Consider the following 25000-nt stretch of genomic DNA (forward strand, 5'->3'; position numbering starts at 1 on the left):
GATTCGGGCCGGGCGGCATACGGATGCGGCGGCGGCTTCCGGGGCAGCAACCTCGGGGGTGGCGGATCCCGGGGAGAGGCCCCGGCCGCCCCCACGGCCGTACCTCCGCACAGCCACCTCCGCCCAGAGACCTCCCCGCAGACACACCCCCACAGACACACCCCCACAGACACACCCCCACAGACACACCCCCACAGACACCTCCGCACAGACACAGGAGCCTCCGTGTTCACCACCCGCCCGACCCTCCAAGGCACCTTCGGGATGGCCTCCACCACGCACTGGCTCGCGTCCCAGTCCGCGATGGCCGTCCTGGAGGACGACGGCAACGCCTATGACGCGGCCGTGGCCGCCGGGTTCGTGCTGCATGTGGTGGAGCCGCATCTGAACGGTCCGGCGGGCGAGGTGCCGATCATCCTGGCACCCGCCGACGGGCCCGTGCAGGTGCTGTGCGGGCAGGGTCCGGCGCCGGCCGGTGCGAGCGTGGCGCACTACACCTCGCTCGGCCTCGACCTGGTGCCCGGCACCGGGCCGCTCGCCGCCGCGGTCCCCGGTGCCTTCGACGCCTGGATGCTGCTGCTGCGCGACCACGGCAGCAAGTCCCTCGCCGAGGTGCTGCGGTACGCCATCGGCTACGCCGAGCACGGCCATCCCGCCGTCGAACGGATCGGTGAGACCGTCGAGACGGTCCGCGAACTCTTCGAGACGGAGTGGATCTCTTCCGCGGAGATCTACCTCCCGGACGGCACATCCGTCGTTCCCGGCGGGCTGCTCAGGAACCGGCCGCTGGCGGCCACCTGGCGGCGGCTGCTCGCGGAGGCGGAGGCCGCGTCGGCGAGCCGTGAGGCGCAGATCGACGCCGCCCGCCGCATCTGGCGCGAAGGCTTCATCGGCGCGGCGCTCGCCGACTTCGCGGCCCGTCCGGCCATGGACACCTCCGGCGAACGCCACGCGGGCACCCTCACCGGCGACGACCTGGCCGCCTTCTCCGCCACCTACGAGGCGCCCGTCACCCACGACTGGAACGGCTGGACCGTCGCCAAGGCCGGCGGCTGGTCCCAGGGCCCCGCCTTCCTCCAGCAACTCGCCCTGCTTCCCGAGGAGTTGCCCGCCTACGGCAGCGCCGCCTACGTCCACCTGCTCATCGAGGGCGGCAAGCTGGCCATGGCCGACCGGGAGGCCTGGTACGGCGACGCCGACGAGGTGCCGCTCGGCACCCTGCTCGGCGACGGGTACAACGCCGCCCGCCGGGCCCTCATCGGCGAGCGGGCCTCGTACGAGCTGCGGCCCGGCAGCCCGGACGGCCGCACCCCGCGGCTGAGCAAGCATGCGGCGGCGGCTGCGGCGGGGGAGGACGGCTTCGACACGAGGAGCGTCTCCGGCAGCGGAGCCGGCGAGCCGACCGTCGCGCGCGGTACGCCGGCGCCGTCCGGGCCCGGCGGTGTCCCGGCGGATGTCGCACCGGAGATCGACCGGAACGGCGCCACCCGGGGCGACACCTGCCATATCGATGTCGTCGACCGCTGGGGCAACCTGGTCTCCGCCACCCCCTCGGGCGGCTGGCTCCAGTCCAACCCCGTCGTCCCGGCGCTCGGCTTCCCGCTCGGGACCCGGCTCCAGATGGCCTGGCTGGAGGAGGGCCTGCCCAACTCCCTCACCCCGGGACGCCGCCCCCGCACCACCCTCACCCCGTCCCTCGCCCTGCGCGACGGGGTCCCCGTGATGGCCTTCGGTACGCCGGGCGGCGACCAGCAGGACCAGTGGCAGGTCCACTTCTTCCTGGCCGTGGCGCTGCGCGGGGCGGTCCGCGGCGGCCTCGACCTACAGGGCGCCGTCGACGCCCCGAACTGGCACAACGACTCCTTCCCCGGTTCCTTCTTCCCGCGCGGGATGCGGCCGGGGAGCGTGACCGTGGAATCCCGCCTCGGCGACGGCGTCATCGACGAGCTGCGCCGGCGTGGGCACCACGTCACGGTGGGTGACGCCTGGTCCGAGGGGCGCCTGTGTGCGGTGGCGCGGGACCCGGAGACCGGGGTGCTGTCGGCCGCGGCGAATCCGCGGGGGATGCAGGGGTACGCGGTGGGGCGCTGAGGCGCTGAGGCGCTGAGGGCGCTGCCATGGGCTTGCCGGGCGCTGCCGGGTGGGGGCTCCGCCCAGCCCCCCGCCCCGTGCCTTCCGCGGCGCCCCCCGCCCCGTGCATTCCGCGGCATCCGGAGTTCACCTGCAGTCCAGCCCTCGTGTCAGTGGCTCATGGTTCGATGGACACATGCTCGAAGCACTTCGTACCCAAGATTCGGGAGATACCGCGATTACCCCGATTGCCCCCACACCCGCCCCCGCGACCGCGCCAGGCGCTGCCGAGGCTCCGCCGTTCGACGTGTCGACGCTGGACATGGCCGCCGTCGACGTCGCCGTCCGCCGCGCCGCGGCCGACGAGATCATGCCTCGCTTCCGGCAGCTCGCCGCCGAGGACATCGTCGAGAAGAACGGGCCGCACGACCTCGTCACGGTCGCCGACCGGCTCGCCGAGGAGCACCTCACCGCCGCGCTCACGGACCTGCTGCCCGGCTCCCGGGTGGTCGGCGAAGAGGCGGTGCACGCCGACCCGAGCGTGCTCGACGCGCTGCACGGCGACGCCCCCGTCTGGATCGTCGACCCGGTCGACGGCACCCGCCAGTTCGTCCACGGCGACCCCGGCTTCGCCACGCTCGTCGCGCTGGCCCACCACGGCGAGGTGCTCGCCTCCTGGACGTACGCCCCCGCCCTCGGCCTGATGGCCGTCGCCCGCCGCGGCGCCGGCGCCTGGCTGAACGGCGTACCGCTCCGGGCGGGCAGCCCCTCGTCCGCTGCGGTCCTCGATGTCGCCACCTCCCACTACGACTTCACCACCGACGACCAGAAGCGGGTGCTCGCCGCCCTGGAGACCGGCGGTATCGCCCCGCGCCCCTGTGGCTCGGCGGGCCTGGAGTATCTGCACGTAGCCCGCGGCGACCTCGATGCCACGGCCTTCAGCTGGGAAAACTCCTGGGACCACGCGGCCGGGCTGCTGCTGGTCCATGAGGCGGGCGGCGCGAGCGGCACGGTCGCCGGGCAGCCGTTCCGGATCGAAGGCGGCAATGCGCTGCCCTTCACCGCGGCGCGGGACACCGCAACCGCGCGGCGTATCCTCGGACTGCTGGCAGCCGCCAACTGACCCTCACCGACGAGGGTCGGACTTGAGGGGAGTGGCGCAGGTGCCGAGGATGCTCGATGCCGTGGTGATCGGGGCGGGGCCCAACGGCCTGACGGCGGCGGTCGAACTCGCCCGCCGTGGCATGTCCGTGGAGGTCTTCGAAGCCCGCGACACCATCGGCGGCGGCGCCCGCACCGAGGAGCTGACCCTCCCCGGCTTCCGCCACGACCCCTGCTCGGCGGTGCACCCCACCGGCATCGGCTCACCCGCCTTCTCGGCCATGCCGCTGGACCGCTACGGCCTCGAATGGCTGCACCCCGACCTCCCCATGGCGCACCCTTTCCCCGACGGCACGGCCGCCGTGCTCGGCCACTCCGTCGGCGAGACCGCCATGTCCTTCGGACCGCGCGACGCCGGCACCTACCGCAGGCTCGTCGAGCCCTTCACCGGCAAGTGGAAGGCGATGGCCCATGACTTCCTGCGTACCCAGTGGCTCGGCCTGCCGCAGGACCCGCTGACCTACGCCCGCTTCGGCCTGGTGGCGGCGCAGCCGGTCACCCTCCTCAACCGCCGCTTCCAGGACGAGAAGGCGCGCGCCTTGATGGCCGGGCTCGCGGCGCATGCCAACGCCCCGCTCAGCGGCTTCGGGACCTCCGGCATGGCCCTGATGTTCGCGCTCGCCGCGCACGCCAAGGGCTGGCCGGTGCCGCGCGGCGGCTCCCAGGCCATCTCCGACGCGCTCGCCGGTCTGCTGCGCGCCCACGGCGGCGCGGTGCACACCGACTTCGAGGTCAAACGCCTGGACGACCTGCCGCCCGCCCGCGCCTATGTCTTCGACACCTCACCGACCGCGCTCGCCCGGATCGCGGGCCTGGGCAACGCCTACCGCGACGTGAAGTACGGCCCCAGCGTCTTCAAGGTCGATTACGCCCTGTCGGCCCCGGTGCCGTGGACGGCCAAGGAGGCCCACCGCGCCGGCACCGTCCACATCGGCCCCACCAGCGGCGAGATCTCCGCCGCGCTGAACGCCGCCACACACGGCCAGGACCCTTCCGTGCCCTTCCTGATCACCGCTCAGCCCAGCCTGATCGACCCCACCCGCGCCCCCGACGGCAAGCACACCTTCTGGGCGTACGGCCATGTCCCCCACGCCTGGGAAGGCGACGCCACGGACGTCGTCGAGCGGCAGATCGAGCGCTTCGCCCCCGGCTTCCGGGACCTGGTCCTGGCCCGCGCGGTCGCCGGTCCGCCGCAAATCGCCGCGCGCAACGCCAACTACGTCGGCGGCGACACCGCCACCGGCTCCGCGGCCGGCCTGCGCCTGCTCATCCGCCCCAAGCTCGCCCGCGTCCCGTACGAAACCGCCCACCCCGCCGTCTTCCTCTGCTCCCAGGCCACCCCGCCCGGCCCCGGCGTCCACGGCATGTCCGGCCATTACGCCGCCAAAGCGGTCTGGCGCCGGCTGCGCGCGAACCGGCGCTGACCAGGGGCCGCTCACCGCTGAACCGAGTGGCCGCTCAGCCGCTGAACCGGGTGGCCGCGCCGTGGGGCGATCCGTAGGCTCGGACACCATGAGCCCCACTCTCACCCTCGTCCAGGGCGATATCACCGAACAGGCCGTGGACGCCGTGGTCAACGCCGCCAACTCCTCGCTGCTCGGCGGCGGGGGAGTGGACGGCGCGATCCACCGGCGCGGCGGCCCGGAGATCCTCGCCGAGTGCCGTGCCCTGCGCGCCGGGCACTACGGCCGCGGTCTGCCCACCGGCCAGGCCGTCGCCACGACCGCCGGCCGCCTGCCGGCCCGCTGGGTCATCCACACCGTCGGCCCCGTCCACTCCGACAGTGAGGACCGCAGCGGCCTGCTGGCCTCCTGCTACCGCGAAGCACTGCGGATCGCCGACGAACTGGGCGCACGGACGGTCGCCTTCCCGGCCATCTCCACCGGCGTCTACAGGTGGCCGATGGAGGACGCCGCCCGCATCGCGGTGGAGACGGTGCGGGACGCCGAGACGGCGGTGGAAGAGGTGCGGTTCGTCCTCTTCGACGAGCAGGCGCACGCGACCTTCGCTGCGCACGTGCGCTGACCGCGGCCCGGCCCGGCCCTGCCCTGCCCGGCCCGGCCCGGCCCGGCCCTGCCCGGCCCGGCCCGGCCCTGCCCGGCCCGGCCCGGCCCGGCCCTGCCCGGCCCGGCCCTGCCCGGCCCGGCCCGGCCCGGAGCGGCCCGGAGCGGTCCGGCAGCCACGCGACCCGGTCGAGGGGCCGGGTGCCGTGCAGCCCGGATACTGACGAAATGCCGCAACTGGGGGTCATCGAACCCCCCTCGACCCGTGGCCTGTTCGTATCGGAGAAGGGGGCGGGGCATGGTTCGATCCGTTCGGCAGGGCCGGTCCGCCGGTCCGCCCGTCCGGAGGCGCCACGTCGGATCGACGAAGTACCAGGAGGAGAGCGGAAGATGACGCAGCCCTACCCTCCGATCGAGCCCTACGACACCGGCATGCTCGACGTCGGCGACGGCCACCTCGTGTACTGGGAAGTCTGCGGAAACCCGGCAGGGAAGCCCGCGCTGGTCGTCCACGGCGGGCCGGGGTCGGGGTGCAGCACAGGCGCGCGCCGGAACTTCGACCCGGACCGCTACCGCGTCGTCCTCTTCGACCAGCGCGGCTGCGGACGCAGCACTCCGCACGCCAGTGATCCGGCCACCGACATGCGGCACAACACCACCGGCCATCTGCTCGCCGACATGGAGCGGCTGCGCGTACACCTGGGCATCGACCGCTGGCTGCTGTTCGGCGGATCGTGGGGCTCGACGCTGATCCTGGCGTACGCGGAGCGGCACCCGGAGCGGGTGTCGGAGATCGTCATCCCCAACGTCACCACGACCCGGCGTTCGGAGACCGACTGGCTCTACCGGGGCGTCGGCCGGTTCTTCCCGGAGGCGTGGGAGCGCTTCCTCGCCGGTGCTCCGGGGCTGGGACGGGACGGCGACATCGTCGGGGCCTATGCCCGCCTGATGGCGGACCCCGACCCCGCGGTGCGCGAGCGGGCCACCGCCGACTGGTGCGCCTGGGAGGACACGGTGCTCTCCCTGGAGCCGTACGGTGCCCCCCACCCCTACGGCGACCGGCCCTCGAAGGCCCGGGTGGCCCTGGTCCGGATCTGCTCGCACTACTTCTCGCACGGCGCATGGCTGGAGGAGGGTGTGCTGCTGCGGGACGCCGGACGGCTGGCAGGCATTCCGGGCGTGCTCCTCCACGGCCGTCAGGACATGGGAGGGCCGCCCCACACGGCGTGGGAGCTCGCCCGCGCCTGGCCCGACGCCCACCTGACCGTCCTCCCTGACGCGGGGCACAAGGGGAGCGAGGCGATGCGTGCGGAGGTGATCGGCGCGCTCGACCGGTTCGCCGGGGAGTGAGAGCCGAGGGGTACCCCAGGCGACCCGCGCCGCCCCTGGTGGCCCGACGTTGATGTCGGATTCTCGCCAGCCGGATGCCCCCGACTGAGCAATCCTGAGGTCATGCACACCGACACCGAGCGTTGTCTGCGCGCCGTGCGGTCCAAGGATGCCCGCTTCGACGGCTGGTTCTACACCGCCGTGCTCACGACCCGTATCTACTGCCGTCCCAGCTGCCCCGTGGTGCCGCCCAAGCCGGAGAACATGCGCTTCTACCCGAGCGCGGCCGCCGCTCAGCAGGCGGGGTTCCGGGCCTGCAAGCGGTGCCGTCCGGACGCCAGCCCGGGGTCCCCCGAGTGGAACGAGCGGGCCGATCTCGTCGCCCGCGCCATGCGGCTGATCGTCGATGGCATCGTCGACCGTGAGGGCGTTCCCGGGCTCGCCGCCCGGCTCGGCTACAGCACCCGCCAGATAGAGCGCCAGCTGCTGGCGGAACTGGGTGCGGGGCCACTCGCCCTGGCCCGCGCCCAGCGCGCGCAGACCGCCCGGCTGCTTGTGGAGACCACCGCGCTGCCGATGGCCGATGTCGCGTTCGCCGCCGGATTCGCCAGCATCCGTACCTTCAACGAGACGGTACGGGAGGTCTTCGCGCTCTCCCCGACGGAGCTGCGACAGCGCGCCAGGCCCGGCCCCCGTGCGGCGGTGCCCGGCTCGCTCGCGCTGCGGCTGCCCTTCCGCCGGCCGCTGAACCCCGACAACCTCTTCGGACACCTCGCCGCCACCGCGGTCCCCGGGGTCGAGGAATGGCGGGACGGCGCCTACCGCCGGACCCTGAGCCTCCCCTACGGGCACGGCATCGTCGCGCTCTCACCCCGCCCCGACCACATCGACTGCCGCCTCTCCCTCACCGATCTGCGCGATCTGGCCGGCGCCATCGCCCGCTGCCGCCGGATGCTCGACCTCGACGCGGACCCGGAGGCCGTCGACGGGCTGCTCCGCGAGGACCCGCTGCTGACACCCCTCGTCGACAAGGCGCCGGGCCGCCGGGTCCCGCGCACGGTCGACGCCGAGGAATTCGCCGTCCGCGCCGTCCTCGGCCAGCAGGTCTCCACCGCGGCGGCCCGCACCCACGCCGGACGGCTGGTCCGCGCGCACGGCGAACGGGTCGACGACCCGGGCGGCGGCCTCAGCCATCTCTTCCCGCCCGCCACCGCGCTCGCCGGGCTGGACCCGGAGTCGCTGGCGATGCCCCGTACCCGCCGGGCCACCCTCACCGGCGTCATCGCCGCGCTCGGTTCCGGCGCGCTCCAACTGGGCGTCGGCAGCGACCGGGACGAGGCCCGCGCACAGCTCACGGTGCTGCCGGGCATCGGCCCCTGGACCGTCGAATGCATCGCCATGCGCGCGCTCGGCGACCCGGACGCGTTCACACCGACCGACCTCGGTCTGCGTCGCGCGGCCGCCGGGCTCGGGCTGCCGCACACCCCGGCGGCCCTCATCCGCCACTCCGCGCACTGGCGCCCCTGGCGCGCCTACGCCGTCCAGTACCTCTGGGCGACCGACGACCACCCCATCAACCACCTCCCGACGAACTGAGCCCGCAGCCATGACCGTTCACCCGCCCGCGCCCGAAGGGCCCCGCACCCACACCGTCCTCGACGACACCCCCGTGGGGCCGCTCACCCTCGTCGCCGCCGGCGAGGCACTCACCGGCCTATACATGACCGACCAGCGCCACCGCCCGCCCCAGGAGGCCTTCGGCGGCCCGGCGGACCCCGACGAGCCGCCGTTCGCCCTGGCCATCGCCCAGCTCCGGGCCTACTTCCGCGGTGAGTTGACCACCTTCGACCTGCCGCTCGTCCTGCACGGCTCGCCCTTCCAGCGCCGCGTCTGGGCGGCGCTGTGCACCATCCCGTACGGCGAGACCCTTTCGTACGGACAGCTCGCCGAACGGCTCGGCGTCCCGACGGCGGCCCGCGCGGTCGGTCTGGCCAACGGGCGCAACCCGGTCGGCATCGTCGTCCCCTGCCATCGCGTCGTCGGCGCCAACGGCAGCCTCACCGGCTACGGCGGCGGCCTCGACCGCAAGCGCCGGCTGCTCGCCTTCGAGCGGACGGAGGACGGCCTGTTCCCGGCGGAGGCGTGCGGGTGACGGGTCACCGGTGGCCACTGCCGGTCGAGTGCTGCGCTCGAAGCGGCGGGACCACGGCCTCCGGTTGACTTCTGCGTCCTGCGTCCTGCGTCCTGCGTCCTGCGTCCTGCGTCCTGTGCCCTCAGGCCCGGCCCGAGGGACTGAGTCCGTCGAGCAGCGCCCGTACGGTCTCCGCCGCGAACTCCTCGTCGCCTTCCGGGAGGAGCCCACCGGGTGGTGCCTCGGCGTCGAAGAACAGGTCGAGGAAGGCGCGGTGGAAACAGGCCCCGATGAGCAGCGTGGCCGCCGCGTGCGGGTCGATGCCGGACGAGACCCGGCCCAGCGCCTGCTCGGCCGCCAGATATCCGGCCAGGTGCTGGGTGGCGTTCTGCGGCCCGGCGGTGCCGAGCTCGTGCAGCTTGCGGCGGTGTGTCGCCAGCAGCTCGGGGCTGGCGAACAGCGAGGCGGCCATCGGGAAGGACCGGCGGTAGAACCTGACGGCGGCCAGCGCCACCGCCGTGAGGCGCTCGGCGGGCCCCCGCGCGTCGCCCGCGTGACCCGGCAGTTGCTCCAGCACGTCCGAGAACTGCGGTACCCGCTCGTGCAGCACCCGGACGAAGATCTCTTCCTTGTTGCGGAAGTGCTTGTACAGCGCCGCCTCGGAACAGCCCGCCTCCCGGGCGATCTGCTTCGTCGTCGTACGGGTCAGGCCCACGGTCGTCATCAGCGCGGCGGCGGCGTCGAGGATGCGGGAGCGCGTCAGGGCGCCTCCGGTCAGCGGAGCGGCGGCGTCTCGGGTCATGGCGCCGAGTCTACGTTGACAGGTGAGTGAGCACTCACCCACACTCGTGGGTGAGTGCTCACTCACCTTCCTGCTGTTCCCAGGAGAGACAGACCATGAAACTCACCGTTCTCGGCGCGTCGGGCGGTGTCGGCCGACAGCTCGTCACCCACGCCCTGGCCGACGGTCACGAGGTGACCGCAGCCCTGCGCAGCCCGGAGAAGCTGACCGAGCGGCATGAGCGTCTGACGGTCGTCCGCGCGGACGCGCTCGACACCGCGTCCGTCAAGACGGTGGTCGGCGGCGCCGACGCGGTGCTCTCCGGCATCGGCCAGGCCGGCCGGCGCGACCCGCTGCGACCCGCGTCCACCTCGGCCCGCGCGCTCGTCGAAGCGATGACCGCAACGGGCGTACGGCGGCTCCTCGTGGTCAGCGCGGCCCCTCTCAACCGCGCCGGTACGGGGCAGTCGTTCCTCACCCGACGACTGTTCGGGCCCCTGCTGTGGGCGGCCCTCAAGGAGCTCTACACCGATCTGGAGCGGATGGAGGCCGTACTGCGCGCCAGCGCTCTCGACTGGACGGCGGTCCGCCCGCCCCGCCTGACCGACAAGCCGGGCGAGGGCCGCTACCGCCACGCCGTCGAGGCCGGCCCGGCCGGCGATGTCATCAGCCGCACCGACGTGGCCCGCGCCATGCTCGACTTCGTCGACGACCCGCAGACCTACGGCCATGCGGTCGGCATCAGCCGCTGAGGACGCCTGCGCGGGCATCCGCACGGATGCCGGTCCGGACGCGGCCAGGACGCCCGGTCGGAATGCCCGTCCGGCCTCCGGCCGGAGGCCGCCCCGGAGCCCGACCAGGATGCGGGCCCGGACGCCCGTCCACCACCCGCCACTCCACGACCCGCCACCCTGCCGGCGTCGCCGGCCTCAGCCCGCGACGACCCCGCGCACCTCGTCCACCAGCTCCGCCGCCGTCGCCACCGAGCGCTGCAACTCCGTTTCCCCGCGACCGAGGCCGCCGAGCAGGGCGGTGGCACGGGCACCGAAGCCGGGCGGCGTCTCCGGCATCGCCGTGGCCGCCGCGAGCGCGCCCTTCTCGTTGAGACACCAGATGCGGTGATGGGCGTGCAGCGCCTGGACGAGGTCGCCGACGGCCCGGGACAGACACAGGGCCGCATGCAGCACGTCCAGGGCCGTGTACGACTTGCCCGCCATCGCCACCGAGAACCCCGCGTCCCAGACCGCACCCTCGGTCAGCGCCTCGCGCAGGGCCTCGGGATAGGTGCGGGTCTCGTTCCGCAGGCGGGCCAGTTCCCCGTCGGTGTCCGCGAGCACCCGACCCAGCGCCGCCTCGCCCGGGTAGGCGGGGGACCAGAAGCCCAGGGGGTGACCGGCCTGTACGCCGATCTCGAAGCGGCCCTCGCGACACTCCTCCCACACCCGCCGCACCCGGTCGACGTCCCGCAGGATCCAGTCCACATGGCTGCCGTCCGGCAGGACGAGCCAGGCACCGCCGTTGACCCACGCGCCCCAGGCGCCCGGCCCGTACACCTCGACGGGGCCGCCGGTCACCTCCACGGCCAGCGCCTCCAGCGCCGCAAGATCCGGCTCGCCCCGGTAGTAGACGCCCAGATCCCAGTCGGAGTCCGGCCGATGGGTACCCCGTGCCCGGCTTCCGCCGAGCATCACCCCGACAACTCCCGGCACCTGCGCGACCTTTGCGGCAATCTCATCCATCCCGCCACGCTAGGGCCTGTCTCCAAGGTCCCGTCGTTCGCCCCTAGGACGGGCCTCGCGGTGTCCGGTGCGCTGCGCTCTCCCTCACACCTTAAGAGTGCGGGAGGGGCTCCCACCGCTCGCTCCGTCCCGGCTCTTGATCAGCCGGTGGATGCCGAGCGATCGCAAGGCGGAGGGTCGTCCCGGTACTGGGTGTACTGGGTGTACTGGGGGCACCGGGATGAGCCCGACAACGCGGAGGGGGTTCCCCGCGCCATTCAGGCGTGGGGGAGAGCGTGCGTGCCTGGGGGCACCTCCCAGCGGTAGCTGGGGGAGCGGCGCGAGGCAGACGGGACGTGGAAGACAAGACAGGCCCTGGTACCGGCGGGATGACCGCCGCTCGCCTTGTTCCGGTTATTCCGGCGTACCGTCAGCCCCGGCCGGCGGCACGCCGTCCTCCAGTTCCGCCGGTCCGCGGCCGTCCGCGAGGGCCTTCAGGGCGGCGCCGAGGCGCAGGGCCATCTCCCGGTTCACCAACGTCTGGGCCTCGTCCCAGTGCACCATGCGCCAGGAGAGCAGCTCGTCCTCCTGCACACGGATCGAGGCCAGCTGCGCGGCGTCCAGCACCCCGCCGTCGTAGAGGTACGACACCAGCGGCGGCCGCTCCTTTCCGCGTACCCAGTCGACGGCGAGCAGCGCGCCCGGCTCCACGTCCAGGCCGATCTCCTCGGCGGTCTCGCGGCGGGCGGCCTGACGGGGCGATTCGCCCTGGTCCGACTCGACCGTGCCGCCCGGCAGGATCCAGGTGTCGCGGTAGTTGGGCTCCACGAGCAGAAGGCGGCCTTCCGCGTCACGGAAGATGACGCCCGCGCCCGCGAGCACGCGGGGCAGGCCGGCGATGTACGTGGCGTAGTCCAAGGTGGTCACGGCGCGAGCCTAGACGGTACGGGTCCGGGGCCACGCCGGTCCCGGGGATCTTGCCGGCGCACCCCGGGGGCGCTCGGCAGCACCGCCCGACCCCGGGCGTGTCTTTCCGGCCAGGGCGGGCCAGGGCGGGCCAGGACGGATCAGGGCGGACCAGGAGCGGATCAGGAGCGGGGCCCGAAGCCCTTGGGGGAGTGGGTGCCGGGCCCGCGGGCCCGCCGTGATCCGTAAGGCACGTCCCAAGTGCCCTGTTCGCCGGGCCATGCGCCGGATAAGGTCACAGCGGCGCGACTGCCAGTTCGAAAGCAAGGGGAAACACGGTGGCGGACGCAGCAAGGACATCCACAGCACATGTGCTGATCGCCGCGGACAAATTCAAGGGTTCGCTCACGGCCGTCGAGGTCGCCGAGCATGTCACGGCCGGTCTCCGGCGTGCGGTCCCCGGTCTCGACGTGGCGGCCGTCCCGGTCGCGGACGGTGGCGACGGCACGGTCGCGGCGGCACTCGCGGCCGGCTTCACCCGGCACGAGGCACGGGTCACCGGCCCCACCGGCACGCCGGTGACGGCCACCTTCGCGCTGCGCGACGACGGCACCGCGGTGGTGGAGATGGCGGAGGCCTCCGGGCTCCAGCACCTCCCGGCGGGCGTCTTCGCGCCCCTGACCGCGACCACGTACGGCACCGGCGAGCTGTTGCTCGCGGCCCTCGACGCGGGTGCGACCTCGATCGTCTTCGGTGTCGGCGGCAGCGCCACGACCGACGGCGGCGCGGGCATGCTCGCGGCGCTGGGCGCGCGGTTCCTGGACACGGACGGCGAGCCGGTCGCCCCTGGCGGCGGCCCGCTGCGCGACCTGGCCACCGCCGATCTGACGGGGCTGGACCCCCGGCTGGCCAGGACCGCGCTCGTGCTCGCCAGCGATGTGGACAACCCGCTCACGGGGCCGAAGGGCGCCCCGGCGGTCTACGGCCCGCAGAAAGGCGCCAGCGAGGCGGACGTGGCCACGCTGGACGCCGCGCTGGCGCACTACGCCGAGGTGCTGGAGCGCGCGGTGGGCCCGAAGGCGGCGGAACACGCCCTGGCACCCGGCGCGGGCGCCGCGGGCGGGATCGGTTACGGCGCGCTGGTCGGCCTGGACGCGGTGTTCCGGCCGGGCATCGACGTGATGCTCGACGTCCTGGGCTTCGCCCCGGCGCTGGCGAAGGCCACTTTCGTCATCACCGGCGAGGGCTCGCTCGACACGCAGACGCTGCACGGCAAGGCGCCGGCGGGGGTCGCCGCCGCGGCCCGTGCGGCCGGTCTGGACGTGGTCGCGGTCTGCGGCCGCCTCCAGCTGACGCAGGAAGCGCTCGGCGCCGCGGGTATCCGGCGGGCCTACGCCCTGACGGATCTGGAGCCCGATCCGGCCCGCTGTATGGCCGAGGCGGGCCCGCTGCTGGAGCGGGCGGCGGAGCAGCTGGCGTGGGACTTCCTGGTCTGAGGCGGTGTGCGGCCCGCCGCGGGCCGCACACACCGAGCCGGCCGCACACACCACAACGCCGCGGGCCCCGGGCGAGAAACTCGCTCGGGGCCCGCGGCGTTGTTCTGCGTTCCGTTAGGGGAGCTGTGCGGCGCGGGACTCCGCCCGCGACTCGCGGCGGTTGTCGCGGAAGGTGTTGACCCTCCGGGCCGTCGCGAACAGCGGGATCATCGCGCCCAGGACCACCTGGAGGGCGCAGCCGGTCTGGAGCAGCAGCTGGCCGCCGGGGGCGTCCAGCGCCCAGGCCGCGAGCATGCCCATGCTGAGGACGATCCAGCTGAGCATCGCCACCGCGAGCCTGCCCCGCGGCTTGGGGTACTCGACCCGGCTCACCATCAGCCAGGCCACCCCGATGATCGCCAGCAGCGTCGGCAGGAACGGCAGCTCCAGCAGCACGATGGCGACGACGGTCAGGGCGCCGAAGGGACTCGGCATGCCCTGGAAGATGCCGTCACGGAGTGTGACGCAGGAGAACCGCGCAAGCCGGAGCACCACCGCCAGCAGCACCACGACAGCGGCGACCACCGACACCCGCTGGTGCGCGTCCTGGGCGACCATCCCCCAGGTCACCACGAAGTACGCGGGCGCCAGGCCGAAGCTGATCAGGTCGGAGAGGTTGTCGAGCTCGGCCCCCATCGCCGAGGCCCGCAGCTTGCGCGCCACCAGCCCGTCGAAGAGGTCGAAGACCGACGCCAGCAGCATCAGGATCACGGCCATCGCCGCGCTGTGCCGGGCCATCCCGCCGTCCTCGTTGCCCGTCAGATGCGGGATGAGGACCCCGGTGGTCGTGAAGTACACGGCCATGAAGCCGCAGATCGCGTTGCCGAGGGTGAGGGTGTCCGCTATTGACAGCCGCGTGGACAGCGGCATGTCGTCCTCGTCCTCGTCGGTCTCGGGCGCCCAGCCCGCCTGTGTCTCGGGATCAATCACGGTCAAGACGAGTCACCCCCGCGGTGGTCGCCTGGCCGACCTCGACCGCCACCTCGACGCCCTCCGGGAGGTAGACGTCGACGCGCGAGCCGAAGCGGATCAGTCCGATCCGCTCGCCCTGCTCGACCTTGGTGCCCTCGGGCACGTACGGGACGATACGGCGGGCCACCGCGCCGGCGATCTGCACCATCTCGATGTCACCGAGCTCGGTGTCGAAGTGCCAGACCACCCGCTCGTTGTTCTCGCTCTCCTTGTTGAACGCCGGGACGAACCCGCCGGGGATGTGCTCCACGGACGTCACCGTGCCGGCCAGCGGCGCACGGTTGACGTGGACGTTCAGCGGACTCATGAAGATCGCGACGCGGGTGCGTCCGTCCTTCCACGGCATGATGCTCTGCACCACACCGTCGGCCGGGGAGATGACACGTCCCTGAGCGATCTCCCGCTCGGGGTCGCGGAAAAACCACAGCATGCCCGCCGCCAGTGCGGTGGTGGGCACGGCAACGGCGGCCCAGCGACCCGACCGGCGGGACCGGGCGAGGCTGACCGCTGCCGTGGCAACGGTCGGCAGGAGCCACGGCGACGCTCCGCGCGCGAGGCGGACACGACCGCGTTGTGCAGAGGATTGGCTGTGGGGCATGGATGACCTTCGTAGCGGAGGATGCCGCGTATGGATACGGGGGACGGCGGCTTTCCGGGGATGGTATCGGTTGCGAGCGGCAACTGGCCAAGAGCCAGAGCCAATCCGTGGCCGAAGAACGATGACGGGGTGTGATCTTCGTCTAGATCAAAGCAGCCCAAACGGGATGTTCACCCCTGGATCCGGTACTCCTCGAGTAGCCGCCGACCAATGATCATTTTCTGGATCTCTGCGGTCCCTTCGCCGATCAGGAGCATCGGGGCCTCGCGGTAGAGGCGCTCGATCTCGTACTCCTTGGAGAAGCCGTAGCCGCCGTGGATCCGGAAAGCGTCTTCCACTACCTCCTTGCAGTACTCGGAGGCCAGGTACTTCGCCATGCCCGCCTCGAGGTCGTTTCGCTGACCCGAGTCCTTTTTGCGAGCGGCATTAACCATCATCGCATGCGCGGCTTCGACCTTTGTCGCCATTTCTGCCAATTTGAACTGGATGGCCTGGTGCTGCGCGATCGGCTTGCCGAAGGTGTGCCGCTGCTGCGCGTACGAAACACCCAGCTCGAAGGCGCGCTGGGCGACACCGCAGCCGCGCGCGGCCACATTGACCCGGCCGACCTCGACGCCGTCCATCATGTGATAGAAGCCACGTCCGGTCTCGCCGCCGAGCACCCGGTCGGCCGGGATCCGCAGCCCGTCCATGATCAGTTCGGTGGTGTCGACACCCTTGTAGCCCATCTTGTCGATCTTGCCCGGAATGGTCAGGCCGGGCCGCACCTCACCGAAGCCGGCCTCCTTCTCCACGAGGAAGGTCGTCATCGACTTGTGCGGGGCGGTGCCCTCCGGGTGGCCCTCGTCGGTCCGGCACAGCACGGCGACCAGCGTCGACGTGCCGCCGTTGGTGAGCCACATCTTCTGGCCGTTCAGGACGTAATCGTTGCCGTCCCGCACGCCCTTGGAGGAGATGGCCGACACGTCCGAGCCCAGCGCCGGCTCCGACATCGAGAAGGCGCCCCGGATTTCACCGGCCGCCATCTTCGGCAGGAAATAGTCCTTCTGCTCCTGGGTGCCGTGCTGCTTGAGCATGTAGGCCACGATGAAGTGGGTGTTGATGATGCCCGAGACGCTCATCCAGCCGCGGGCGATCTCCTCGACGGTCAGTGCGTAGGTGAGAAGGGACTCACCCAGACCGCCGTACTCCTCCGGAATCATCAGGCCGAACACGCCGAGTTCCTTCAGGCCCTCGACGATCTGCGACGGGTATTCGTCGCGGTGTTCCAGTTCGGTGGCGACCGGCAGGATCTCCTTGTCCACGAAGTCGCGGACGGTGGAGAGGATTTCCCGCTGGATGTCGGTCAGGCCCTCGGTCTGCGCGAGACGGGTCATGGCTACTTCTCCTTCTTGGCCGGAGGGGCCTGAAGCTCCGGGCGGCCGGGCTGCTCGCCGCCGCGCTCCTTGATGTAGGTGGCCGTGGGGACCATGACCTTGCGCCGGAAGACGCAGACCAGGGTGCCGTCCTGCTTGTAGCCCTTGGTCTCGACGTGCACGATGCCGCGGTCCGTCTTGGAGCGGGAGGGCGTCTTGTCCAGCACGGTCGTCTCGCCGTAGAGCGTGTCGCCGTGGAAGGTGGGCGCCACGTGCTTCAGCGACTCGATCTCCAGATTGGCGATGGCCTTTCCGGAGACGTCGGGCACCGACATGCCCAGCAGCAGCGAGTAGATGTAGTTGCCGACGACGACGTTCTTGCCGAAGTCGGTGGTCTGCTCCGCGTAGTTGCTGTCCATGTGCAGCGGGTGATGGTTCATCGTGAGCAGACAGAAGAGGTGGTCGTCGTATTCCGTGACGGTTTTGCCGGGCCAGTGCTTGTAGACATCGCCGACGGTGAACTCTTCATAGGTACGGCCGAACTGCATGGTGCTTATGCCTCCGGGGCCTCGAACTTGGACGTGCGGGTCATGCCGGCGGCCCGGCCCTTGCCGGCGACGACCAGCGCCATCTTCCGGCTCGCCTCGTCGATCATCTCGTCGCCGAGCATCGCGGAACCCTTGGCTCCGCCCGCCTCCGAGGTGTGCCACTCGTAGGCGTCCAGGATCAGCTCGGCGTGGTCGTAGTCCTCCTGGGAGGGGGAGAACACCTCATTGGCGGCCTCGACCTGGCCCGGGTGCAGCACCCACTTGCCGTCGAAGCCGAGGGCGGCGGCGCGGCCGGCGACCTCGCGATAGCCGTCAACATTCTTGATCTGAAGGTACGGGCCGTCGATAGCCTGTAGATCGTAGGTCCGAGCCGCCATCAGAATGCGCATCAGAATGTAGTGATAGGCGTCCGCCCCATAGCCGGGCGGCTGCTCGCCGACCACCAGGGACTTCATGTTGATGGACGCCATGAAGTCGGCCGGGCCGAAGATGATGGTCTCCAGGCGCGGCGAGGCCCCGGCGATCTCGTCGACGTTCACCAGGCCCTTGGCGTTCTCGATCTGCGCCTCGATGCCGATCCTGCCGGCCTCGAAGCCCATGGTCTTCTCGATCTGCGTCAGCAGCAGGTCCAGCGCCACGATCTGCTGGGCGTCCTGGACCTTCGGCAGCATGATGCAGTCCAGGTTGGGGCCGGCGCCCTCGACGACCGTGATGACGTCCCGGTACGTCCAGTGCGTCGTCCAGTCGTTGACCCGCACGACCCGGGTCTTGCCCGTCCAGTCGCCCTCGTTCAGCGCCTCGACGATGTGGTGCCGGGCGCCCTCCTTGGCGAGCGGCGCGCAGGCGTCCTCCAGGTCCAGGAAGACCTGGTCGGCCGGGAGGCCCTGGGCCTTCTCCAGGAAGCGGGGATTACTGCCGGGGACCGCGAGACAGGAGCGGCGCGGGCGCAGGCGATTAACCCGGGGGTGGGCCTGGGTCATGCGGGGACCTCCAGGGGGTCGAGCTGGTTCGCTTTCCGGATTTCGTCGACGATACGGCCGATGATCTCCGTAATACCGAAATCCTTGGGGGTGAACACGGCCGCCACTCCGGCTTCCCGGAGCGCGGCGGCGTCGGCGGAGGGGATGATGCCGCCGACGATGACCGGCATGTCGTCGACGCCGGTGCGGCGCAGCCGGGCCAGCACGTCCGGTACCAGCTCGGCGTGCGAGCCGGACAGGATCGACAGGCCCACACAGTGCACGTCCTCGGCGACCGCGGCCGAGACGATCTGCTCCGGGGTCAGCCGGATGCCCTGGTAGATCACCTCGAAGCCGGCGTCCCTGGCCCGTACGGCGATCTGCTCGGCGCCGTTGCTGTGCCCGTCCAGGCCGGGCTTGCCGACCAGCAGGCGCAGCTTGCCGCTGCCGAGCTCGGCCGCCGTCTTGGCGACCTTCTCGCGGACCGCGGCGAGCGGGCTGCCCTCCTCGGCGGCGACCGCCAGGGGAGCGCTGGAGACGCCCGTGGGGGCCCGGAACTCGCCGAACACGTCCCGCAGCGCCCAGGCCCACTCGCCGGTCGTCACACCGGCACGTGCGCACTCCACGGTGGCCGCGAAGAGGTTGCCGTCGCCCGCCGCGGTCTTCTTCAGGACCGACAGCGCCTCCTGGGCGCGCGTCTCGTCGCGGTTGTCCCGCCAGTCGTGCAGCGCCTGGACCACCCGTGCCTCGTTGGCCGGGTCGACGGTCATGATGGCCGTGTCGAGATCCGCGGTGAGCGGGTTGGGCTCGGTGCCCTCGAAGCAGTTGACGCCGACGATCTTCTCCTCGCCGGCCTCGATCCGGGCCCGCCGCTCGGCGTGCGCGGAGACCAGCTGCGACTTGAGATAGCCGGACTCCACGGCGGCCATCGCGCCGCCCATCTCCTGGATCCGCTCGATCTCGGTGAGGCATTCGGTGACCAGGGCGTCCACCTTGGCCTCGATGACATGCGAGCCGGCGAAGATGTCCTCGTACTCCAGCAGATCGCTCTCGTGGGCGAGGACCTGCTGGATACGCAGGGACCACTGCTGGTCCCAGGGGCGGGGCAGCCCCAACGCCTCGTTCCAGGCGGGGAGTTGCACGGCGCGGGCGCGGGCGTCCTTGGAGAGCGTGACGGCCAGCATCTCCAGGACGATCCGCTGGACGTTGTTCTCCGGCTGCGCCTCGGTCAGACCCAGCGAGTTGACCTGGACGCCGTAGCGGAACCGGCGCTGCTTCTCGTTCTCGATGCCGTAGCGCTCGCGGGTGATCTTGTCCCAGATGCGGCCGAAGGCGCGCATCTTGCACATCTCCTCGACGAACCGGACACCGGCGTTCACGAAGAACGAGATACGGGCCACGACATCACCGAACTTCTCCGGCGGCACCTGCCCCGAGTCCCGCACCGCGTCCAGTACCGCGATCGCGGTGGACATCGCATACGCGATCTCCTGGACCGGCGTGGCGCCCGCCTCCTGTAGGTGGTAGCTACAGATGTTGATCGGGTTCCACTTGGGGATGTGCGCCACCGTGTACGTGATCATGTCGGTGGTCAGCCGGAGCGAGGGGCCCGGCGGGAAGACGTGCGTCCCGCGCGACAGGTACTCCTTGACGATGTCGTTCTGCGTCGTGCCCGACAGCTTGGAGATGTCGGCGCCCTGCTCCTCGGCGACCACCTCGTACAGCGCCAGCAGCCACATGGCCGTCGCGTTGATGGTCATCGAGGTGTTCATCTGGTCCAGGGGGATGTCCTGGAACAGCCGTCGCATGTCGCCGAGGTGGGACACCGGGACCCCGACCCGGCCGACCTCGCCGCGGGCGAGGATGTGGTCGGGGTCGTAGCCGGTCTGCGTCGGGAGGTCGAACGCGACCGACAGGCCGGTCTGGCCCTTGGCGAGGTTACGCCGGTACAGCTCGTTGGACGCCTCGGCGGTGGAGTGGCCGGCGTAGGTCCGCATCAGCCACGGACGATCCTTCTGACGCTCAGTCATATCAGGCCCGTATCTTCGTGGTCCGGAAGTCCGAGTCGCCTCAGACGTTCCGGAACCGGTTGATGGCGTCGAGGTGCTTGGCGCGCATTTCTTCGTCGCGCACGCCCATGCCCTCCTCGGGAGCCAGCGCCAGCACGCCGACCTTGCCCTGGTGGAGGTTGCGGTGCACGTCGTACGCCGCCTGGCCGGTCTCTTCGAGGGTGTAGGTCCGCGACAGGGTCGGGTGGATCTTGCCCTTGGCGATCAGGCGGTTGGCTTCCCACGCCTCGCGGTAGTTGGCGAAGTGCGAGCCGACGATCCGCTTCAGCGACATCCACAGGTAGCGGTTGTCGTACTCGTGGTTGTAGCCCGACGTCGAGGCGCAGGTGACGATGGTGCCGCCCTTGCGCGTGACGTACACGGACGCGCCGAAGGTCTCCCGGCCGGGGTGCTCGAAGACGATGTCCACGTCCTCGCCGCCGGTCAGCTCGCGGATGCGCTTGCCGAAGCGCTTCCACTCCTTGGGGTCCTGGTTGTGCTCGTCCTTCCAGAACTTGTAGCCCTCGGCGTTGCGGTCGATGATCGCCTCGGCGCCCATCTTCCGGCAGATCTCCGCCTTCTGGTCGGAGGAGACCACACAGATCGGGTTGGCGCCGCCGGCCAGCGCGAACTGGGTGGCGTAGCTGCCGAGCCCGCCGCTCGCGCCCCAGATCAGGACGTTGTCGCCCTGCTTCATCCCGGCGCCGTTCTGCGAGACGAGCTGGCGGTAGGCGGTCGAGTTGACCAGGCCGGGCGACGCCGCCTCCTCCCAGCTCAGGTGCTTCGGCTTGGGCATCAGCTGGTTGGACTTGACCAGTGCGATCTCGGCCAGGCCGCCGAAGTTGGTCTCGAAGCCCCAGATCCGCTGCTCGGGGTCGAGCATGGTGTCGTTGTGGCCGTCGGAGGACTCCAGCTCGACGGACAGACAGTGCGCGACGACCTCGTCGCCGGGGCCCCAGGCGTTGACACCGGGGCCGGTGCGCAGGACCACGCCGGCCAGGTCGGAGCCGATGACGTGGTACGGCAGGTCGTGCCGCTTGGTGAGCGGGGAGAGCTTGCCGTAGCGCTCCAGGAACCCGAAGGTCGACATCGGCTCGAAGATCGAGGTCCACACGGAGTTGTAGTTCACGGAGGAGGCCATGACGGCCACCAGCGCCTCACCGGGGCCGAGCTCGGGCACCGGCACGTCGTCGACGTGCAGCGACTTGCGGGGGTCCTTCTCCTTGGTCTCCAGGCCGGCGAACATGTCGGCCTCGTCCTTGTGCACGGTCACCGCGCGGTAGGACTCGGGGATGGTCAGGCCGGCGAAGTCGGCGCTGGTGGTGTCAGGCGCGAGGATTGCGTCCAGGATTTCGTTCACGGGGTGCCTCCGGCGAAGCTCGTTGGGGAACGGCTTTGAGGGAACGTCGGGGGTGGTGCAGAGGTGGTGCCGTCGGTTCGGCCGGGGTGGCCCCGTTGCCGTCGCCTCTGCGGGGGTCGCAGAGCCGTCGGCCGCGGTGCCTGGCAGCGCTGGTGAGCGCGGTGCCCAGCGGCAGCTGGGAGGTGCCTGTGACGCAGGCATCCGGGCGGACAGCCGCATAGGGCTGGTGGGACAGCCGGCGTGCGTGGGATCTCAGCACGCCGGCCGCCCGGACACCTTCAACGTATGACACCGCGTGCCAGGCGACAAGACACTGAGTGCCAAGAATTTCTCTCAGATGTCATCCGGGCGGCACGCATGAGCGAAAGAGGGCCGATGGGAGGCGTGCGGATGACGCAAAGAAAGGGGATGTGTGCGCAGCGTGCACAGGGAGGGCGTTACGCCATCCGGGTCGCGGCCCGGTCAGCTCAAGGGCGCCGGGCCGCGCTCATGTCCGGTTCCGGCCGGAAGGCCGTTACTTGCGTTCTGTGATCGCCTTGCGGATGGTGCGCATGACCTCGTCCAGCGGGGCGTCGGTGCGGGCCACCGCGACCAGTACCTCGCCCTCCCGCGAGACGGCCGCCGGAGGGGTCTCCCCGCTGCCGGTGCGGCCCGCGCCGATGCCGGCGCCGAAGGTCTCCCGGACGATCGCGAAGGCATGGTCGAGCTGTGCCTCGACATCGCCCTGGGCGTCGGCCCGCAGCCAGCGCCGCAGTACGTGGTTGTGCGCGGTGACCACGGCGGACGCCGCGACCTCGGCGAGCAGCGGATCGTCGTCGCCCTCGCGGTGTGCGCCCTCGTCGAAGTGGCCCAGGAGATAGCGGGTGAACAGCCGCTCGTAGCGGGCCACCGAGGCGATCTCGGCCTCACGCAGGGTGGGGACCTCGCGGGTCAGGCGGTAGCGGGCCACGGAGACGGCCGGGGAGGCCGCGTACATCCGCATGACCTCCTTGATGCCGCGGCAGACCGTGTCCAGCGGATTCTCGTGCGGCGGGGCGGCGTCCAGGACGGCTTCCGCGCGGACGAGGGTGTCGTCGTGGTCGGGGAAGATCGCCTCTTCCTTGGAGCGGAAGTGGCGGAAAAAGGTACGCCGGGCGACGCCCGCGGCGGCCGCGATCTCATCGACCGTCGTCGCCTCGTAGCCCTTGGTCGCAAACAGTTCCATCGCCGCCGCCGACAATTCACGGCGCATTTTGAGCCGTTGCGCAGCCGCCCGGCGGGTGCCGGGAGTGGTGGTGTCGGCGGTGTCGGAGGGCTGTGTACGAGCGGGCTGGGACATGTGGGGACGGTACTGCATATTTACGCGACCTGCGGCATGAGGTGCAGCCTTTTCCCCTGTGAGCGGGGGTGGACCGCCGTCGGGTTCCAGCAGTCCACCCCACCCTCCCCCGGCCGGGCCGGGGTGCCGCCACGCGTCAGCGCCGGGCGTACTCACGAAAGCCGCGGCCGGTCTTGCGGCCGAGGCAGCCCGCGGCGACGAGGTGCTCCAGCAGCGGCGCCGGGGCCAGCCCGGGGTCGCGGAACTCGGCGTGCAGCACCTTCTCGATGGCCAGGGACACGTCCAGGCCGACCACGTCGAGGAGTTCGAACGGGCCCATCGGGTACCCGCCGCCGAGCTTCATGGCGGCGTCGATGTCGTCCAGGGTCGCGTAGTGCTCCTCGACCATCTTGATCGCGTTGTTCAAGTACGGGAACAGCAGCGCGTTCACGATGAATCCGGCCCGGTCCCCGCAGTCCACCGGGTGCTTGCGGACCTTGGCGCAGACCGCCCGCACGGTGGCGTGGACGTCGTCGGCCGTCAGGACCGTACGGACCACCTCCACCAGCTTCATGGCCGGCGCCGGGTTGAAGAAGTGCATCCCGATGACGTCCTCGGGGCGCGAGGTGGCGCGGGCGCAGGCCACGACCGGCAGCGACGAGGTGGTGGTGGCCAGGACGGCGCCCGGCTTGCAGACCTTGTCCAGGGTCGTGAACAGCTCTTGCTTGACCGCCAGGTCCTCGGCCACCGCCTCGACCGCGAGATCCACGTCCGCAAACGCGTCCAGCGACCCGGCCGGGGTGATCGCCGCCAGCGCGGTGTCCCGGGCCTCGGCGCTCATCCGGCCCTTGTCCACGGAACGGCCCAGCGACTTGGCGATCCTGGCCTTGGCCTTCTCCGCCTTCTCCAGGCTGCGGGCGGCCAGCACGACCTTGAAGCCGGCCTTGGCGAAGACCTCGGCGATACCGCTGGCCATCGTCCCGGAACCGGCCACGCCGACGCCGGTGACCGTACGCCCGCCGGCGAGCTCATCGGCGGCCGCCGGGCTCTCCGCGTCCGGCACGGCCGTGCCGCTGCCCGGGGCGTCGTACGTGTAGAAGCCGCGGCCCGCCTTGCGGCCGGTCAGCCCCGCCTCGGCGAGCTGGCCGAGGATCGGCGCGGGGGCGTGCAGCCGGTCCTGGGACTCGGCGTACATGGCCTCCAGGACCGTACGCGCGGTGTCCACGCCGATCAGGTCGAGCAGTGCCAGCGGGCCCATCGGCAGCCCGCAGCCGAGCCGCATCGCGGCATCGATGTCCTCGCGGGTGGCGTACTTGGACTCGTACATCGCCGCGGCCTGGTTCAGGTAGCCGAACAGCAGGCCGTCGGCGACGAAGCCGGGGCGGTCACCCACCGCGATCGGGTCCTTGCCCAGGGCGTGGGCCAGGTCCGTGACGGCCGCGACCGCGGCGGGGGCGGTGAGCACCGAGGACACCACCTCGACCAGCTTCATGGCCGGTGCCGGGTTGAAGAAGTGCACGCCGAGCACCCGCTCGGGGCGCTGCGAGTCGGCGGCCAGCCGGGTCACGGACAGCGCGTTGGTGCCGGTGGCCAGGATGGTGTCCGGGCGCACCACGGCGTCCAGCCCGGCGAAGACCTGCCGCTTGAGCTCGTAGTCCTCGGGCACCACCTCGATGACGAGATCGGCGTCCGCGGCGGCCTGGAGATCGGTGAAGGTACGGAACCGGGCCAGGATGTCCTGCCGCTCCCGCTCCGTGATCCGCTCGCGCTGCACCGCACGGGCGGTGGCGGCTTCGAGGGTGGTGACGGCGTGCCGGGCCGCGGCTTCGTCGGTGTCGATACCGATGACCTCGCGGCCGGCCCGGGCCAGCACCTCGGCGATGCCGGTGCCCATGGTGCCCAGGCCGACGACGGCGACGGTGGAAAGGGACAGGGGGGAGGGGGCAGTTGAGAGATCAGGGGTGGACTGAGGGCCCATCGCGAGACTCCTGAGGGTGTTCCCCTGAAGGCAGGGGAGAAGTGACGACTGAGGGGTACCGCGCGGCGCCAGTTCCCTGCGCAGCGGCCGGAGGGCGGCGGTGAGCCGCGGGAGCCGCAGCGCTGCGGGAGCGCCGGCGGTGCGGGAGACGCGGCGAGCCCTGTCCCGGGGCCGTGCCGTGTGCTCCGTACTGCTGTCGTGCTGTGCCGAACCGACTTCACACTGTGGCGGCTGCGTCACCAGGCCGCCCG

At 71.7% G+C, this 25000-nt stretch carries 21 protein-coding genes; 9 read left to right on the forward strand and 12 right to left on the reverse strand.

What is annotated here, in order from left to right; translation table 11 throughout:
• The first annotated feature begins 225 nt into the window (after positions 1-225).
• From K7C20_RS30010 to K7C20_RS30040, 7 genes are all read left to right on the forward strand, one after another.
• On the forward strand, positions 226-2091 hold the full coding sequence (locus K7C20_RS30010; protein WP_053208931.1) for a gamma-glutamyltransferase family protein: 1866 nt from the start codon (positions 226-228) through the stop codon (positions 2089-2091).
• A gap of 301 nt (positions 2092-2392) precedes the next feature.
• A complete protein-coding gene (locus K7C20_RS30015) occupies positions 2393-3193 on the forward strand; it encodes an inositol monophosphatase family protein (protein WP_053208947.1) in 801 nt (266 codons plus the stop codon).
• Positions 3194-3233: 40 nt separating this feature from the next.
• On the forward strand, positions 3234-4655 hold the full coding sequence (locus K7C20_RS30020) for a phytoene desaturase family protein (protein WP_053208946.1): 1422 nt from the start codon (positions 3234-3236) through the stop codon (positions 4653-4655).
• A gap of 88 nt (positions 4656-4743) precedes the next feature.
• Positions 4744-5256: an O-acetyl-ADP-ribose deacetylase gene (locus tag K7C20_RS30025; protein ID WP_053208930.1), complete on the forward strand. Its 513-nt coding sequence runs from the start codon at positions 4744-4746 to the stop codon at positions 5254-5256.
• Positions 5257-5624: 368 nt separating this feature from the next.
• Complete coding sequence (pip, locus tag K7C20_RS30030) at positions 5625-6584, forward strand: prolyl aminopeptidase (protein ID WP_030079410.1); 960 nt, start codon at positions 5625-5627, stop codon at positions 6582-6584.
• A gap of 102 nt (positions 6585-6686) precedes the next feature.
• Entirely contained in the window at positions 6687-8159 is a 1473-nt protein-coding gene (locus tag K7C20_RS30035) for a DNA-3-methyladenine glycosylase 2 (protein ID WP_053208929.1), read from the forward strand.
• Positions 8160-8169: 10 nt separating this feature from the next.
• Positions 8170-8715 carry a methylated-DNA--[protein]-cysteine S-methyltransferase gene (locus K7C20_RS30040; RefSeq protein ID WP_053208928.1) on the forward strand — a complete coding sequence of 182 codons (546 nt, stop codon included), beginning with the start codon at positions 8170-8172 and terminating at the stop codon, positions 8713-8715.
• 121 nt (positions 8716-8836) lie between these two features.
• Here K7C20_RS30040 and K7C20_RS30045 read toward each other — a convergent pair whose 3' ends face one another.
• Positions 8837-9496 carry a TetR/AcrR family transcriptional regulator gene (locus K7C20_RS30045; protein ID WP_053208927.1) on the reverse strand — a complete coding sequence of 220 codons (660 nt, stop codon included), beginning with the start codon at positions 9494-9496 and terminating at the stop codon, positions 8837-8839.
• Positions 9497-9591: 95 nt separating this feature from the next.
• On the opposite strand from K7C20_RS30045, the gene K7C20_RS30050 reads away from it, so the two are divergent.
• Entirely contained in the window at positions 9592-10227 is a 636-nt protein-coding gene (locus tag K7C20_RS30050; RefSeq protein WP_030079412.1) for an NAD(P)-dependent oxidoreductase, read from the forward strand.
• Between the two features lie 177 nt (positions 10228-10404).
• Here the strand turns inward: K7C20_RS30050 and K7C20_RS30055 are convergent, their stop codons facing one another.
• Together K7C20_RS30055 and K7C20_RS30060 are read right to left on the reverse strand one after the other, a co-directional pair.
• A complete protein-coding gene (locus tag K7C20_RS30055) occupies positions 10405-11214 on the reverse strand; it encodes a nucleotidyltransferase domain-containing protein (protein WP_030079414.1) in 810 nt (269 codons plus the stop codon).
• A gap of 393 nt (positions 11215-11607) precedes the next feature.
• On the reverse strand, positions 11608-12120 hold the full coding sequence (locus K7C20_RS30060) for an NUDIX domain-containing protein (RefSeq protein WP_030079415.1): 513 nt from the start codon (positions 12118-12120) through the stop codon (positions 11608-11610).
• Between the two features lie 350 nt (positions 12121-12470).
• Between K7C20_RS30060 and K7C20_RS30065 the strand changes: the two genes are divergently transcribed.
• Positions 12471-13595 carry a glycerate kinase gene (locus K7C20_RS30065; protein ID WP_053208926.1) on the forward strand — a complete coding sequence of 375 codons (1125 nt, stop codon included), beginning with the start codon at positions 12471-12473 and terminating at the stop codon, positions 13593-13595.
• A 114-nt stretch (positions 13596-13709) separates the two neighbouring features.
• On the opposite strand, the gene pssA is transcribed toward K7C20_RS30065, so the two are convergent.
• The 9 genes from pssA to K7C20_RS30110 all read right to left on the reverse strand — a co-directional run bounded on the left by pssA (position 13710) and on the right by K7C20_RS30110 (position 24749).
• Positions 13710-14570 carry a CDP-diacylglycerol--serine O-phosphatidyltransferase gene (pssA, locus tag K7C20_RS30070; protein ID WP_209443871.1) on the reverse strand — a complete coding sequence of 287 codons (861 nt, stop codon included), beginning with the start codon at positions 14568-14570 and terminating at the stop codon, positions 13710-13712.
• Positions 14557-15204, reverse strand: a complete 648-nt coding sequence (locus K7C20_RS30075) for a phosphatidylserine decarboxylase (protein WP_030079423.1) — start codon at positions 15202-15204, stop codon at positions 14557-14559. The genes pssA and K7C20_RS30075 overlap by 14 nt, the downstream gene beginning before the upstream one ends.
• 170 nt (positions 15205-15374) lie before the next feature.
• A complete protein-coding gene (locus tag K7C20_RS30080; protein ID WP_030079425.1) occupies positions 15375-16580 on the reverse strand; it encodes an acyl-CoA dehydrogenase family protein in 1206 nt (401 codons plus the stop codon).
• Positions 16581-16582: 2 nt separating this feature from the next.
• Positions 16583-17107: a MaoC family dehydratase gene (locus tag K7C20_RS30085; protein WP_030079426.1), complete on the reverse strand. Its 525-nt coding sequence runs from the start codon at positions 17105-17107 to the stop codon at positions 16583-16585.
• 5 nt (positions 17108-17112) lie between these two features.
• Entirely contained in the window at positions 17113-18087 is a 975-nt protein-coding gene (locus K7C20_RS30090) for an HpcH/HpaI aldolase/citrate lyase family protein (RefSeq protein ID WP_030079428.1), read from the reverse strand.
• Positions 18084-20096, reverse strand: coding sequence for a protein meaA (locus K7C20_RS30095; protein ID WP_053208924.1), 2013 nt, complete (start codon positions 20094-20096; stop codon positions 18084-18086). Before K7C20_RS30095 ends, K7C20_RS30090 begins: the two co-directional genes overlap by 4 nt.
• Positions 20097-20136: 40 nt before the next feature.
• A complete protein-coding gene (gene ccrA, locus K7C20_RS30100) occupies positions 20137-21474 on the reverse strand; it encodes a crotonyl-CoA carboxylase/reductase (protein ID WP_030079430.1) in 1338 nt (445 codons plus the stop codon).
• A gap of 514 nt (positions 21475-21988) precedes the next feature.
• Complete coding sequence (locus K7C20_RS30105; protein WP_030079432.1) at positions 21989-22792, reverse strand: TetR family transcriptional regulator; 804 nt, start codon at positions 22790-22792, stop codon at positions 21989-21991.
• A 136-nt stretch (positions 22793-22928) separates the two neighbouring features.
• Positions 22929-24749 carry a 3-hydroxyacyl-CoA dehydrogenase family protein gene (locus tag K7C20_RS30110; RefSeq protein WP_053208923.1) on the reverse strand — a complete coding sequence of 607 codons (1821 nt, stop codon included), beginning with the start codon at positions 24747-24749 and terminating at the stop codon, positions 22929-22931.
• Positions 24750-25000 lie beyond the last annotated feature (251 nt).

Origin of the sequence: Streptomyces decoyicus (genome assembly GCF_019880305.1) — a bacterium.
GTDB classification, from domain to species: domain Bacteria; phylum Actinomycetota; class Actinomycetes; order Streptomycetales; family Streptomycetaceae; genus Streptomyces; species Streptomyces decoyicus.